Raw genomic sequence first — 12606 nt, forward strand, 5'->3', positions numbered from 1 at the left:
CCGGAGCCACGAACGGCGTGGCGACCCACGCAACGTGGGAGATTAGGTCATTCATGGAGACTGCCTTTCAGTCGCTGCGGGGCTGCGCGGACCAGGAGGGAACAGCTTTGCCGGCACCGCGCTGGCCGCCAAGCGGAATCCGGTTGGTTCCCGTTCGGATTGCAAGACTTCACCCACTGTGCCGGTGCGGAACCGCTCCTTGTACGCCCGATAGGCGATGTCGCCTGGGTCAGGCTGTTGCGCGCCGCCTCGTCGAAATTGGCTTGCAGGTCTGATGGGCCGGGCATGCGCGCGACAGTCTCGGCAGCGCCCGGGGCCGCGCCGTGGATCACATGCAGGGGATTGACCTTGTCCGGTCCCGGTGCCTGATATAATTCGACCTGCGTCAGTTCCGCGACTAGCTGTGTCATTCGCGGTGTCATAAGCGGCGGTGTCCGTCCTAGCGCCGCTTCTGGCGTTCCCATCGAACGCGGTCAGAAGCCATTTTTTCGCTGTCCATCCCAGTCCAGCCGCGCCGTGCGTGGTGGCAATGGCCAGCGCCGCCAGCCTGGCGACCCCGCCGACCGCCACGCGCCGGACAGCGGATCGGCGCAGGTGGCGGCCAGGGCCGATCCGCCGGCCAGTCCCTGGGTCAGCGCGGCCTGGTTGCGTGCGTCGCGGCGCGCCGGCCAGCGGACCAGCCCAGCGGAGGCAGCCAGCAGCAGGGCCAGCCCGGCCGGACTGAAAGCGCCGCCGCCCGGCGCGGCCAGGACGAACAGTCCGGGTTGCGCGCCGACCGGAATCGCCGCCCCCGACAATCCGGCGGCCTGCCAGCCGGCGGCGCGGGTCAGCCACAGCCAGGCGCTGGGCAGCAGCCCGATTGCCCCGCGACGCCGAGACAGGCCAGCGGGGCACGCAGCCGGGCCGGCGCCGGGCCGGCCGCGCCGGCGGCCAGCATGCCGCCGAGCACACGCAGGCCGCCCGCCAGGGCGGCAGCGGCCAAGGTGTGGTCAAGGCGGTGAGAGTGGGTACAACCACGCGGCTCGTCACGCGATCTGTGGAGGCGTGTTTCGCTGATCTGCCGAGGGTGCAGGCGGCAGCCTGAGGCGGAGCGCTTCTCATCGAACTTTTTTTGCCAGAACTCCGTCACATCGCGTCATTCGCCCCTAGATATACTCATCCCATTCTTTTGGTTCATTTTTTCCGTGCTGAATATATTGAGCAACATTTTTACCGAACCTCGCACCCTGCCTGTTAAGAGGCGGTTCCGTAACGTTTATTAAAACTCCTTCAAGTTGATTGAGAATGTCCGATGTTTTCCCACGCTCGGCCGTTTTCGAGTCGGATTGTGATAATTTATGAGTGTTCAGCACGCTTTTAATACCGAACCAGGAAAATCTATCCCAACGTTCTGCAAGATGGTTTTTTGTGTGACTCTTGAGACGTAAAAATAATTTTTGGTCACCTGAACCAGATTGACCAACGTAAATAACTCTAAACCCATCCTGAAGAATATAGATTCCAGACTGCTCGCGGAAATCTACTGGTTCTGATTTTCGAGAAGAGACTAGGCGTCCCATCAGAGTTCCGCCATTCCCCTGCCCTGGGCTTCCCCAATTTACTTCCGACCTTTTCCAGAAAAGTCCGTAATTCTTAATGATAGCCATGAAATTATTTTATTCCTTCTTCAGCCGCACCCCCGCCCCACCTCCATTCTCAGCAATGAACTCCACCCCGGCAGTCTCCAGGGCGGTGCGGATGGCGGTTAGGGTGGAGGTGCGGGGTGCGGAATTTCCGTCTTCTAACCGGACAAGCGTGCTTTTGGGGACACCGCTGGCCGCGACTAATTCGTCCCGAGTCCAACCCAGCAATCCTCGCGCCGCCCTTACCTGGGCCGCCGTAATGGTATTCACAATATCATTCCGCTTGCCTTTGTCCCGCTAGAGTGGCATCGACAGTATCGTTCCGCAAGGGACAAGCGGCCGGACCCGGAGGTGCGAACTCCGATGCCCGGCCTGACCACAACCGCTCGCAGCAGGAGCAGGCAATGGCTGAACACGCCCATAGCGTACCCCGGGGAGCCCGTACAAGGGCAAACCGCGTCGCATCCCATTGGCAGGACATCGTTCCCGCCCTTCTTTTCCCCTTCCTGGTGCTGATCGCGCTGGTCGGATTCGCCCGGCCGGAGGTTTTGCGCCACAGCGGCGCGAAACTCGCTCACGCTCCGCTGGTGCTGGCGGAGGGCGGCCGATGAGCCAGGAGCGCATGGAGGCCATCGCGGCGGCGGGCTTCAAGGCCCAGAACATCGCGACGCTGCTGATCTGGGCGGGAAACGCCGCTGCTCAAACGTGCTTCGAGCCGACCGTGGAGCGCATGAGCCTCTATGGCCACGCCATCCAGTGGGCCGGGGAAGAACTCTCTCGCCTGTCGGACGAAATCACCGCCGGCATCGAGGCGCTGGAGGTGCGGTCATGAGCAGAACCAGGACACCCGACCATGATCGCATCACCAGCGCCGCCAAGAGCGCCTTGGGTGACGTTGAGCTTGCCGTGTCCGGCCTGACCCTGCTGCTGGGGCAGATGGTCGACACCGAGGGGGACGTCAGTAGCGACACGGTGATGGATTGGGCCCACGCGCTCCAGTGGCTGCGGGATTCCGTCAAGGGCGCCATCGCCGCTCCGCTGACCGAGATCGCCCGCCAGGAAGGAGCGAAGCCATGATCCGCGGCCTCATGCGCCAGGCGGCCCTGTTCGTCTTGATCCCGCTGTCCGCCTGGTCGATCCGGGCGGCGGGCCGGCTCAGCCGGCTGACCGTCCGCTTGGCGCGGCGGGAGGACGAACTATGAACGAACAGATGCGCGCGTTCCTGCTCGCCCGGACGCAGGACATGACCCTGACCAGGCAGGAACGGGAAATCGTCCTGGCACTGCGTGAACCCGAAGTCCTGCTACACGACGCCCTGCGCATGGCCGCGCTGATGCCGATGCTGACCCGCGGCGAGCCGTCAGACGGCGATCCCGAGGCTGTGCAGTGGCTGGCTTATCGGCTCCAGGAGCGGCTGGAGATCTTGCAAGCCGTCATGACGAAACCGGCGGAGGCAGCCTGATGGGGCGTCCTCGCAAGGTGTGAAGCCAGTGCGAAACCCTGACGCTCCAGACAATGCGCCAGGACGGCGCGATGTGGAAGGAAATTGGCAGGGCGCTGGGCAAGCCTGGCAACACCTGTCGGCGATACTGGATTGAGATGCTGAATGGTCCCGACGGGTGGGCAGATGGGTCGCGCAGTCAGCGCGCGCGGCAGCAGCGGGAACGCGCGTTGATCCGGGCGGCATCTACACAGGAACTGAGGTCATGATACGGCCAAATAAGAAAAATTTGGTAGGCGTGTTGATCAGAACATCGAAGGTGCTGTATCCATCTATCTATGGGTCTCCGCTGGTATGGCACAGGCATTGCCTCCACGGATACGCCACTAGAAGACAGGTCACAGGCATCGACCGGGTCACTAGAGGGCAGCCCTGTCGGCACAGGCATCGCTCGACTGATCAGACGCATATAAACGGCGTCAATCCAGGCAAAAAATCAATCCGTCGCCGGAGCGCTCTCACGCGCCCGGATTCCAACCATCGTGAATGCGATGTCGCGTTGGAGGTGCCCGTTTGCGCGCGTCTCCGGCCTGCCGCATTCCATTTTATTGGGCCTGTAATATGCGGAATACCTCCGTGATGAGCATGCGTGACGATGAAAGCATCGGCCGGCATGACGTATCCACCTCCTACAACCAAATCTTCACCAGCCCGAAGGAAATCCAGCGCCGTTTCGGAATGGGTCACAGCACGTTCTATCGGCTGTTGAACCAGGGCGCCTTCGAGGCGGTGAAGTTCGGATCGGCGACACGGGTTCGAATCGCCAGTGTCGAAGACTATTTCGCCAGTCTGCCGCGCATATCCACACCGGTCGCCTGAAAAAGAAATCGCCGGCTGCCATTAGGCAAGCCGACGACCCAACAGAACACACCGACAACTGAACGCGACATTCGGTTTGTAGGTCTACGTTGGGCCGATCGGCAAGCCAAAAGCGCCGGCAGCACATAGGAAAGTGCAAATGCCGAGCTTGAAAAAGCGCGGGCGCCCGACGTGCGTCCGCAACGGGAAAACTGTGCCCCGCCTGTGGGCTCGTCCGATCGAGGGACGTTATCTCCACACCGTCATTTTCAATGATGGCACGGATTGCCCGCTGGCCTGCGCCATGGACGCCTTGCAGGCCAGCCAATTCTGCCAGCGTATCAGCGCCGTTCACGACTGGCCGGTGATGGATCATCGCCCCAAGGACATCGGCCCCGAGGTGGCGGCCGAGAAGATCTGGGCAACCATGCCGCCGGAATACAAGGTCCAGATCGACGGGGAAACCCGCGTCAATATGGCAGGGGCCGGATACATAATGGCCGACATGTGCCGGGAATACCGCCTGCCGTTGGGCGTCGCCGTTCATCGTATCGCCGAACGCATCGTCACATTCATCGACGCCATGGTTTCGCAAGGGGTGATGTCGGAGCAGGACGGAAACGAAAACGCCCGGCTTGCTGCCAAAGGGGCATTTTCCCGTCTGGATGAAATCTACGCCAGTGAGGATCACGGCCCGGACCTTGCGACTGTCACGCCTCACCGGCTGGGCGTGATGCTGGCCGATTACCATCAGAGCAAGAACAGTTCTGACGACCAGTTCCAACATGGGCTGACCGCCGCTGTGACGATCGCGATGACGGCCTGGACCGGGAAGGGCGAGAGCGAATCTGTAGCCAAGGCCAGAGCGGACGTCACGATGGATGCCGCAATCCGGCACTGGTTCCGTTTGACCGGGAGGGCAGTCGGATGAAACCCCTGCACAATCCCATCTATATCGGCCAGTTGCGTGGACGCGCCATCCGGTTCTTCGCTGCCCCCAACGGCGTAGTCGCCCTGCCGTGGCATTCGTGCGCCGACCTTGTGAGTGCGGCCGGGCTGTCGACAGATGCGCAGGACACCTTCCTCCAGATGACACGCTCAGGCTCGTTCCAGGACAGTGTCAGGACAGTGCACACGGATGCGGGGGACGTTCTGATCGCACCGCATTTCGTCGCCCAGGGCACGATCGGCGCTTTCCGGCAGTGTGGCTTCCTGCCGGACGATGGCGCCTTCGAGAACGAGTTCTATCGGGCCGGCATTGGCGCGACGAAGGTTCTCCAGGTGGGCATGAGTCTGGAAGAGCGCTGTCGCAACCTCATCCAGATGGGACGCCATAGCCTTGGCCAGGAGGACGAGGAATGAGCATTCCCATCCCCCGCCTCGACTTCGACCACATCAACCGGACCGCCCTCGGCGTGCTGCCGTCTCTGCTGGCGCGCTGGCTGCCGGACGGCAAGCGCCTGGGTAACGAGTGGGTGGCCTGCAATCCTCGCCGGGCCGATCGATCGCCCGGGTCCTTCAAGGTGAACATGAATACCTGCCGCTGGTCCGATTTTGCGACCGGCGATCGCGGTGGCGATCCCGTGTCTCTGGCCGCCTACCTGTTCGACCTGAAGCAGGGAGACGCCGCCCAGCGGCTGGCCGTCATGCTCGGGCTGGGAGGTGAGGCATGAACGCGGTGCCCCCTCCCCCTCCGCGTGGACTGACATCCGATATCCAGCCCGGTGATCCGTTTCATCCCCTCACCCATGCGGAAATGGCCCACGCGACTAACCTGGGCAGCGAACGGGAGATCTGGCAGCCGATCATGCCAGCACCCAAGGAGCCGGCTCTACCGCGGGGCGCGACCAAACTTTGGGTCTATCGGGATGCGGAGGGTCGGCCACTCTGCGCCCGCTTCCGCAAGCCGGACGAGAAAGGTGGCAAGGTTGTGCTGCCGCTGACCTTCGGACGTCGTGTCTGGACCGATCGCAAGGGCGTCCGCCGCGACGAAACTGGATGGCACTGGAAGCAGCCGGTCAAGCCGCTCCCGCTGTATGGGCTCGATCGGCTGGCCATTTTGCCCGATGCGCCGGTTCTTCTTGTGGAAGGCGAAAAGACCGCCGACGCCGCGGCGCTCTTATTTCCAGATCACGTCGCCATAACTTCCCCCGGGGGCAGCAAGGCGGCCGGCAATAGCGACTGGTCGGCGCTGGCCGGGCGCAATGTGATTCTCTGGCCCGACAACGATGAGCCTGGCCAGATGTGGGTCGACGACGTCATACGGCTGCTACGCGAGGCCGGTGCCGGCATCGTCAAGAAGGTGGAACTGCCCGCCGGGCTCCCGGATGCCTGGGATCTGGCCGATCCGCTGCCTGATGAAATAGCGGAATGGAGCGAAGATCCCGAGCCACTACGGACTGCGCTGGAGCGTGCCCCGCTCGCCGCGTCGAATGTCGAAATGCCGAGCGGCTATCTGATGAAGCCAGGCGGTCTTTTCTTCCGGCCGGAGCAGACGGGAGATGACGTCAAGCCAGATATCTGGATCGCGGCGCCCTTCGATGTGGTTGCCGAGACAAATGACGGGACCGGCCAAGCATGGGGGCTGCTGATCCGTTGGGTGGATCGTGACGGCCGTACCCATCAGTGGTCGATTCCGAAGCGCCTGGTGCATGGCGAGGGAAAGGAAATCGCCGGCGAGTTGGAGGACGCTGGGCTGAATTGCTCAATCGCCGGGACACGTCACTTTCGCCAGTTCATCGCCAGTGTGAAGACCAAGACGCGCCTGCGCTGCGTGGACCGGTCAGGATGGCACGATACGCCGAAGGGATCGGCCTTTGTCCTGCCGGGCGGTCTAACGCTGGGCGCTGGGGCGCGCTCCGTCATCTTCCAGTCCGATCGAGCGGCCACCGGCCAGGAATTCCAGGCCGCGGGCACGCTGGCCGACTGGCAGCGCGGGATTGCGGCGTATGCGGTGGGGAACAGCCGGCTGGCGCTGTTCGTTGCCGCGGCGTTCGCCGGCCCGCTGCTGGATATCGCGGGTGAGCAATCCGGCGGCGTCCACCTTGTCGGCAAGGCGCAGTCGGGGAAATCGACGGCAGCCTATCTGGCCGGCAGCGTGTGGGGGCGAGGTGATCGTGACGGGCAGGTCAGATCCTGGCGCGGCACGGCGAACGGCCTGGAGGGGATTGCTTCTGAAACCTCCGACACGGTGCTGATCCTGGACGAGATGGGCCAGGCCGACAGCCGGGAGGTGGGGGAGATCACCTATCTGCTGGCGAACAACTCGGGGAAGACCCGGGCGGCGCGCAGCGGCAATGCGCGGGCACGCAAGACCTGGCACGTACTGTTCCTTTCCACCGGCGAAGTGACGCTGGCCGCCAAGATGGGCGAGCACGGCAACCGGACCATGGCAGGACAGGAGGTGCGCCTGGTGAACGTGCCTGCAGACGCCGGCGCCGGCATGGGGCTGTTCGAAGCGCTGCACGGACTTGAATCTCCGGGCGCGCTGGCGGACCACCTGCGGGTGGCTGCCCGGACCCATTACGGCACCGCTTCGCGGGCCTTTCTGGGGCGCCTGACGCAGGACCGCAGCGACGAGTCCGATGTGCTGCTGGGTTTCATCAAGGACATCCGGCGCAATTTCGAGACGGCCTTTATGCCGGCCGGCGCGGATGGGCAGGTGCGCAGCGTCGCCGCGCGTTTCGCCCTGATCGCGGCGGCTGGCGAACTGGCGATCGACTATCAGGTGTTGCCCTGGCCACAGGGAGAGGCATTCCGCGCCGCGGGGGTATGCTTCAAAGCATGGCTTGCGGAACGGGGTGGCGTCGGTGCCAGCGAAGACCGCCAGGCGATCGAGCAGGTCCGTGCCTTCATCGAGCAGCACGGGGAAAGCCGCTTTACGAACCTGACGCCCGATCCCCTAACCGGCGACGATAGGACGGACGACCGGATCCGCACCATCAACCGCGCGGGCTTCAAGCGGCGCGTGGGGACGACGAATGGCGATCGGTGGGAATATCTGATCTTGCCGGAGATGTTTCGCTCGGAGGTGTGCAAGGGGCTCGATGCGCCCCGTGCGGCGAAGGCTCTCAAGGAGGCAGGGCTATTGATCCCGGGCGACGGGAAAAACCTGGCATGTCGTGTGCCGGTCCCAGGCGAAGGACGCCCCCGCGTCTATCTTATCAAGGGCGACATCTTGGGGGGCGACCATGATTGAAGACGCCTCCATTCACCACCGTGGGCATATTTGCGGTCGGACAAGTCAGAGAGGTCATGAGAAACGGCAGAAATCCGCCCATCCCGTCAGATCGGCGACTTCCGACGGCCTCCGCAACGCAGTCGCACATGTCGAAACTGCGTGTGATTCTATTGGCCATTTGTCCGACCTGTCCGATTTAAAAAAACATGAGTCGGACAGAAAACCTCTATCCACAATCGGCAGAAAACAGCCATTTTTCATGTTTCGTCCGACCTGCCCGACTTGTCCGACCGGATTTGGATATGGTCGGCGGGAGGTGCGCCCATGGTGAGCCAGAACCTTCTGCGCTGGGCCTCCGATCCGGCGACCGCTGATCCCATGACGGACACCGGGCAGGTTGCACCACTACCGAGCGCCAATTCCATCGACCTGGCGGCCGTGACGGACGACGAACGCCGCTCGGCTTTGAGAGGGCCGGCCCAGGCCCTGCTGACGGAAGCGGAGCATTACGGGGTGCGGGTGCTGGTCGATGCCGGCCGCCCCCGCCTGTCGGGCAAGCTGCCGCCGGAAGCGATCGAGGCTGAGTTTCCGCAGCGGCTGGCTCTCTGTCGGCGTGAAGTCGCCATAGCCGCCGACAGCCTGGCGCGCGGGTGGCGCGTCGCGTGGTCGGAAGATGAGGGGATTTTCCGCGTCATGTCGCCGCGCGAGGCAGAGCGGATCGATATTACCCCTTTCCTAGTCGAAGCACGCTCGAACTTACGGTCTCCGTCATGGGTCGACCTGGACGGGATCCCGGTTCCGGATGGCACTGCCTGCCACTGTTGCCGGGGAACGACATGGTGGCGCGAGGCCGAGCACCCGCAGGGGTGGCGTTGCCGCAACTGTCATCCGGCTCCGCTGAACATTCCGATCATCACGTCCGAGCCATCACACCCGACAAAGAAAGAACGAGCATGACGAATCGCGCCTACCGCACCGCGAATGCCAGACAGGGCAGCAAACCAACGGGACCAGAGATCTACCCGGTTTTTCAAGGAGCGCGCTGCCAATGAGCACAGAGCCAGGTGACATGTTTCCCGCGCATGTGGGTTTTGGGGTGGCGGATCGGAATCTGCTGATTGGCAGCACGGAAGACGAGTTCCGGCAGGAACTCCTGCTGGCTGCGGCAAGGGTGTGGGGGATCTTCATCGGGCGCGGCGCCGGAGACGGAGTTGCCCGTGCCGCGTGGCAGCAGGTTCTGGATGCCGGGGTCTGTCGTCGGATTTACACCATGGAGATCATGCCCGCCGGGCGCGGAACAGCGTAAGCGGGGTCAGCCAAGATATCGGCCGGTCTTGGTCGTTCACCCCCAGCCGGCACCTCGCATCATCCTGCCACGCTGGGCCTCGGCGGCAGCCACCTGTTCAGGGGTCGGCCGCTGCGCGCCGCTCTGGGGCTGCGTATGCCGCGAGGTGGGCGCAGATTCCTGGACTTTGATCGACAGGAACTCGCTATATTTTCCCTGCCGGACCCAGGCGCAAATCTCCATCGGATGACCGTTCACCATCAATGTGCCGACATAGTCCGGCGCTTTGTCCGATTTGCGGCGGCTGTTCAGGAACAGAGCCCCGGAATTGTCGCGTTGCTGACCTGCGGTGTTCTGGTTCGTCATGTCGTCTCTCTCTGGTTCGGATGCCCTGTTCGGAAAATTTCCGACCGCCCGGTTTCGTTGGTGTGACCTATTCTATCTCCATTTCCTGTCTGCATTCTTCTTCATGTTGCATGCGCGCATCCTGCGACGCTAAAGTCATTTCATCAGGGCACAGGCACCGCCCGCCATCCGATGCAGATCCCATGATGGGATTCGTGCGCGATTGCAGGTGCCGTATGCGCTCGATCCATCCCCCAAAGTCCCGCTGTCAACCCCAGCCGCCGTCGCCGGCGGCGCTGCTGGTCTATCCGCCGTCGGGCGGGGCGATCGACGCGGGGACGGCGAACGCGCCCGTCACGATCCTGGCCGGCGGGGGCGCGACCTTCTGGAAGAACACGACAACGCAATGGTATTCGGAATGAAGACGATCCTGACGATCCCGCTGATCCTGGCCGGCCTGGTGCCGGCCGTTCCCGCCCGCGCGCAGATCGTGGGGCCGGTCGGGCATGGGGAATTGCCGGCCTGTCCCGACAGCGGGGGCAACCATCTGAACTATGTGCCGGCGACGGGGACGTTTTCCTGCGGGACCAGCGACGGCAATCCCGCGACGCTGACCGGCTTGACGGCGGGTACGGGCCTGGCCGGCGGCGGCACCACGGGGAACGTGACCGTGTCGCTCGGCCCAATTGGGAACAGCACCGTGCTGGGCAATGTCAGCGGCAGCACAACCGCGCCGTCGGCGCTGACCCCGGCGCAACTGACCGCCCTGGTCCAGCCCTTCACGTCCAGCCTGTCGGGCGCGGTGCCGGCCAGCGGCGGCGGCACGGCGAACTTCCTGAGGGCCGATGGAACCTGGGCCGCGCCAGCCGCGGGTGCGGGATCTGGGCTCTACAGCAAGGTCCTGTCCCCCACGCCTACGGTTGCGTCGCTGGGGTCCATAACCCTCGTCGGAGCGGCGCCGGCCGTCACGAACGCTCCGAATGGGGTTCTCGTGACGGGAACGCCAGGATCGGGCTTTGGCTTCACTCTTGCGGCTCCCGCACCGCCGTATTCGATTACCGTCCTGGCGGCATCTGCCCCTGAACCGGTGAGCAATACCGGCCTCACTACCATTGGATTTACGAACGGAACCCAGCTTCAGATTATAAGAACCGATTCTACTGGCTATATTTGGGTTCAAAATTTCAACAGTATCTCAAGTTACAATTCGACGGCAAAAGAATCATCGCAGAGTCATTATTGGGAACCAACTACATTATTAAAGATAAGAGACGATGGAACAAATGTATATTTCATGATATCGATGGATGGGTATAATTTCACCACACTTTATTCAACTTCGAAATCATCCGGCTTTCTTGGTGCATCTGGATACACCAAAATATTTTTCGGAACGTCGGGAGGGGCAAATTCTGTGACACTGATGTCCTGGGTGCAGGGGAACTGATGGCCCTCTGGGGCGCCTATGTGCCGCGCGACATCCTCGGCGTGGCTTTCCGTTGAAGTGTAGGAATGCCCGAGAGATCGATGTTGCGCTCAGCATTCCAAGCGTCGTGATCGGCCTGAAGGTGAAGCCAGAAAGCCGCGCCTGTACCGAACATTCTTCCGAGGCGCGCGGCCGTCGGCGTCCGGATAGGCGCCTTCCCTTTGATGATGGCCCAAAGGGTTGGACGGGAAATTCCCAGCAGGAGCGCAATTTCGGAACGACTTTTCCCGGTTCCGGAGAGGAAGCATCGGTCAAGGATTTCGCCTGGCAATGGCGGCTTTCCGGTGTCCTCGCGATAGCCTCCGTCCATGCGACCATCCACACTTTCGTTTACCCTGCTGCGCTACCATGGGTTAAAAATACGTCATAGTAAATGATGCTGAGCAAGCGGCGAAAGTAGACCAGAAATAGACCAAAACCCGGCTTTTCCCGAGGAAAGTAGACGGAAGTAGACGATGGCAGATGGACGCAAGACCGGCGGTCGGACGAAGGGCACGCCGAACAAGGTGACGGCGGATGTGCGGGCCATGGCCGGGCAATACGGGCCCGAGATCCTGGAACGTCTGGCCTGGCTGGCCCTGAACGGTGAATCGCACGCGGTGCAGGTGGCGGCCGGGAAAGAAATCCTCGACCGGGCCTATGGCAAGGCGAAGCAGGTCACCGAGATCGAGGGCGGCCCGACACCGGTCTACCAGGTGGTGATCAACTAAGAAGATCAGGAGCGCTTCTGAGTGCGGTTGTCCGTCCCCTATGCAGCCGCCATTGCCCGCTTGAACGCGTCCGGTTCACGCCAGAGCACGCGCAGCAGCGTCCGCACTGCGGGGTCAAGCGTCACCCGACCCTGTTCCCAATTCCGCCAGGTCGCAACTGGAACGCCGACCAGATCAGCAATTGCGGTCTGCGTCAGGCCAAGATGCCGGCGCACCGTTGCCGGCGTTGGGTAGACCTCGTGCGGCCCCAGCGGCGTGTCCGTACCATCTTCCCGGGCCTGGCCCGCAATATCCGCGTCCGTCGTCGCATCAAGGCGTGCCCGGTCCACGCGGCCGCCCGAAGCCCAGATCTGGTCGAGGGTCATTCTTGCCATCTGTTCCATTCCTTCTGGTGCATGAACCGCGCCGAGATGATCCACGTCACATCGTCGCGCTGGGTATAGACCACCATGAATGGGCGTCCGTCGATCTGGCCGGCTGCCTGGATGCGGGTTTCCCCATAATCGTGCCGGTCATCCACACGTTCCAGCACGTCGCCCAGGAACAAGCGCGCCGCGTATGCAAAATCGAAACCGCGTTCTGCAAAGCATCGATCGCTCTTAGCGTCGTCCCAGTCGAACAGGCGCCCGGCATCCGTCGTGGCTCATTTATACGCTAACAGCGTATCATATGCAACGTC

Annotated in this window: 22 protein-coding genes; 15 read left to right on the forward strand and 7 right to left on the reverse strand. The window is 62.7% G+C overall.

Annotated features, from left to right (window positions below; all coding sequences use genetic code 11):
* Positions 1–473 precede the first annotated feature (473 nt).
* The 3 genes from AAC691_RS12925 to AAC691_RS12935 all read right to left on the reverse strand — a co-directional run bounded on the left by AAC691_RS12925 (position 474) and on the right by AAC691_RS12935 (position 1892).
* The gene (locus tag AAC691_RS12925; RefSeq protein WP_342627187.1) at positions 474–797 is read right to left on the reverse strand and encodes a hypothetical protein; all 324 of its coding nucleotides are present in this window, start codon (positions 795–797) and stop codon (positions 474–476) included.
* 348 nt (positions 798–1145) lie between these two features.
* The gene (locus AAC691_RS12930) at positions 1146–1646 is read right to left on the reverse strand and encodes a hypothetical protein (RefSeq protein ID WP_342627188.1); all 501 of its coding nucleotides are present in this window, start codon (positions 1644–1646) and stop codon (positions 1146–1148) included.
* Positions 1647–1655: 9 nt separating this feature from the next.
* Positions 1656–1892, reverse strand: a complete 237-nt coding sequence (locus AAC691_RS12935; RefSeq protein WP_342627189.1) for a helix-turn-helix transcriptional regulator — start codon at positions 1890–1892, stop codon at positions 1656–1658.
* 134 nt (positions 1893–2026) lie between these two features.
* Between AAC691_RS12935 and AAC691_RS12940 the strand changes: the two genes are divergently transcribed.
* The 12 genes from AAC691_RS12940 to AAC691_RS12995 all read left to right on the forward strand — a co-directional run bounded on the left by AAC691_RS12940 (position 2027) and on the right by AAC691_RS12995 (position 9407).
* The gene (locus tag AAC691_RS12940) at positions 2027–2233 is read left to right on the forward strand and encodes a hypothetical protein (protein WP_342627190.1); all 207 of its coding nucleotides are present in this window, start codon (positions 2027–2029) and stop codon (positions 2231–2233) included.
* The gene (locus AAC691_RS12945) at positions 2230–2454 is read left to right on the forward strand and encodes a hypothetical protein (protein WP_342627191.1); all 225 of its coding nucleotides are present in this window, start codon (positions 2230–2232) and stop codon (positions 2452–2454) included. The genes AAC691_RS12940 and AAC691_RS12945 overlap by 4 nt, the downstream gene beginning before the upstream one ends.
* The gene (locus AAC691_RS12950; RefSeq protein ID WP_342627192.1) at positions 2451–2699 is read left to right on the forward strand and encodes a hypothetical protein; all 249 of its coding nucleotides are present in this window, start codon (positions 2451–2453) and stop codon (positions 2697–2699) included. The genes AAC691_RS12945 and AAC691_RS12950 overlap by 4 nt, the downstream gene beginning before the upstream one ends.
* Positions 2696–2824 (forward strand): hypothetical protein, encoded by a 129-nt coding sequence (locus AAC691_RS12955; protein ID WP_342627193.1) that lies wholly within the window; start codon positions 2696–2698, stop codon positions 2822–2824. The genes AAC691_RS12950 and AAC691_RS12955 overlap by 4 nt, the downstream gene beginning before the upstream one ends.
* Positions 2821–3084, forward strand: coding sequence for a hypothetical protein (locus AAC691_RS12960; protein ID WP_342627194.1), 264 nt, complete (start codon positions 2821–2823; stop codon positions 3082–3084). The genes AAC691_RS12955 and AAC691_RS12960 overlap by 4 nt, the downstream gene beginning before the upstream one ends.
* A gap of 618 nt (positions 3085–3702) precedes the next feature.
* Positions 3703–3942 (forward strand): helix-turn-helix domain-containing protein, encoded by a 240-nt coding sequence (locus tag AAC691_RS12965; protein WP_342627195.1) that lies wholly within the window; start codon positions 3703–3705, stop codon positions 3940–3942.
* Positions 3943–4081: 139 nt separating this feature from the next.
* Positions 4082–4852 carry a hypothetical protein gene (locus tag AAC691_RS12970; RefSeq protein ID WP_342627196.1) on the forward strand — a complete coding sequence of 257 codons (771 nt, stop codon included), beginning with the start codon at positions 4082–4084 and terminating at the stop codon, positions 4850–4852.
* On the forward strand, positions 4849–5283 hold the full coding sequence (locus AAC691_RS12975; protein WP_342627197.1) for a hypothetical protein: 435 nt from the start codon (positions 4849–4851) through the stop codon (positions 5281–5283). Before AAC691_RS12970 ends, AAC691_RS12975 begins: the two co-directional genes overlap by 4 nt.
* Positions 5280–5594, forward strand: a complete 315-nt coding sequence (locus tag AAC691_RS12980; RefSeq protein WP_342627198.1) for a hypothetical protein — start codon at positions 5280–5282, stop codon at positions 5592–5594. Before AAC691_RS12975 ends, AAC691_RS12980 begins: the two co-directional genes overlap by 4 nt.
* The gene (locus AAC691_RS12985) at positions 5591–8119 is read left to right on the forward strand and encodes a DUF927 domain-containing protein (RefSeq protein ID WP_342627199.1); all 2529 of its coding nucleotides are present in this window, start codon (positions 5591–5593) and stop codon (positions 8117–8119) included. The genes AAC691_RS12980 and AAC691_RS12985 overlap by 4 nt, the downstream gene beginning before the upstream one ends.
* A gap of 306 nt (positions 8120–8425) precedes the next feature.
* A complete protein-coding gene (locus AAC691_RS12990) occupies positions 8426–9058 on the forward strand; it encodes a hypothetical protein (RefSeq protein ID WP_342627200.1) in 633 nt (210 codons plus the stop codon).
* Between the two features lie 112 nt (positions 9059–9170).
* Entirely contained in the window at positions 9171–9407 is a 237-nt protein-coding gene (locus AAC691_RS12995; RefSeq protein ID WP_342627201.1) for a hypothetical protein, read from the forward strand.
* Between the two features lie 36 nt (positions 9408–9443).
* Here the strand turns inward: AAC691_RS12995 and AAC691_RS13000 are convergent, their stop codons facing one another.
* Entirely contained in the window at positions 9444–9752 is a 309-nt protein-coding gene (locus AAC691_RS13000; protein ID WP_342627202.1) for a hypothetical protein, read from the reverse strand.
* 215 nt (positions 9753–9967) lie between these two features.
* On the opposite strand from AAC691_RS13000, the gene AAC691_RS13005 reads away from it, so the two are divergent.
* A complete protein-coding gene (locus tag AAC691_RS13005; protein WP_342627203.1) occupies positions 9968–10153 on the forward strand; it encodes a hypothetical protein in 186 nt (61 codons plus the stop codon).
* Positions 10150–11178, forward strand: a complete 1029-nt coding sequence (locus tag AAC691_RS13010; protein ID WP_342627204.1) for a hypothetical protein — start codon at positions 10150–10152, stop codon at positions 11176–11178. Before AAC691_RS13005 ends, AAC691_RS13010 begins: the two co-directional genes overlap by 4 nt.
* Positions 11179–11194: 16 nt before the next feature.
* On the opposite strand, the gene AAC691_RS13015 is transcribed toward AAC691_RS13010, so the two are convergent.
* Positions 11195–11527: a HigA family addiction module antitoxin gene (locus tag AAC691_RS13015; RefSeq protein WP_342627205.1), complete on the reverse strand. Its 333-nt coding sequence runs from the start codon at positions 11525–11527 to the stop codon at positions 11195–11197.
* A gap of 145 nt (positions 11528–11672) precedes the next feature.
* Here AAC691_RS13015 and AAC691_RS13020 point away from each other — a divergent pair, with 145 nt between their 5' ends.
* Positions 11673–11927 carry a hypothetical protein gene (locus AAC691_RS13020; RefSeq protein WP_342627206.1) on the forward strand — a complete coding sequence of 85 codons (255 nt, stop codon included), beginning with the start codon at positions 11673–11675 and terminating at the stop codon, positions 11925–11927.
* Positions 11928–11965: 38 nt separating this feature from the next.
* Here AAC691_RS13020 and AAC691_RS13025 read toward each other — a convergent pair whose 3' ends face one another.
* A complete protein-coding gene (locus tag AAC691_RS13025) occupies positions 11966–12301 on the reverse strand; it encodes a helix-turn-helix domain-containing protein (protein ID WP_342627207.1) in 336 nt (111 codons plus the stop codon).
* Entirely contained in the window at positions 12289–12549 is a 261-nt protein-coding gene (locus AAC691_RS13030; protein WP_342630214.1) for a BrnT family toxin, read from the reverse strand. Before AAC691_RS13030 ends, AAC691_RS13025 begins: the two co-directional genes overlap by 13 nt.
* Between the last annotated feature and the right edge of the window lie 57 nt (positions 12550–12606).

The sequence above is a fragment of the Nguyenibacter vanlangensis genome (assembly GCF_038719015.1).
GTDB lineage: Bacteria > Pseudomonadota > Alphaproteobacteria > Acetobacterales > Acetobacteraceae > Gluconacetobacter > Gluconacetobacter vanlangensis.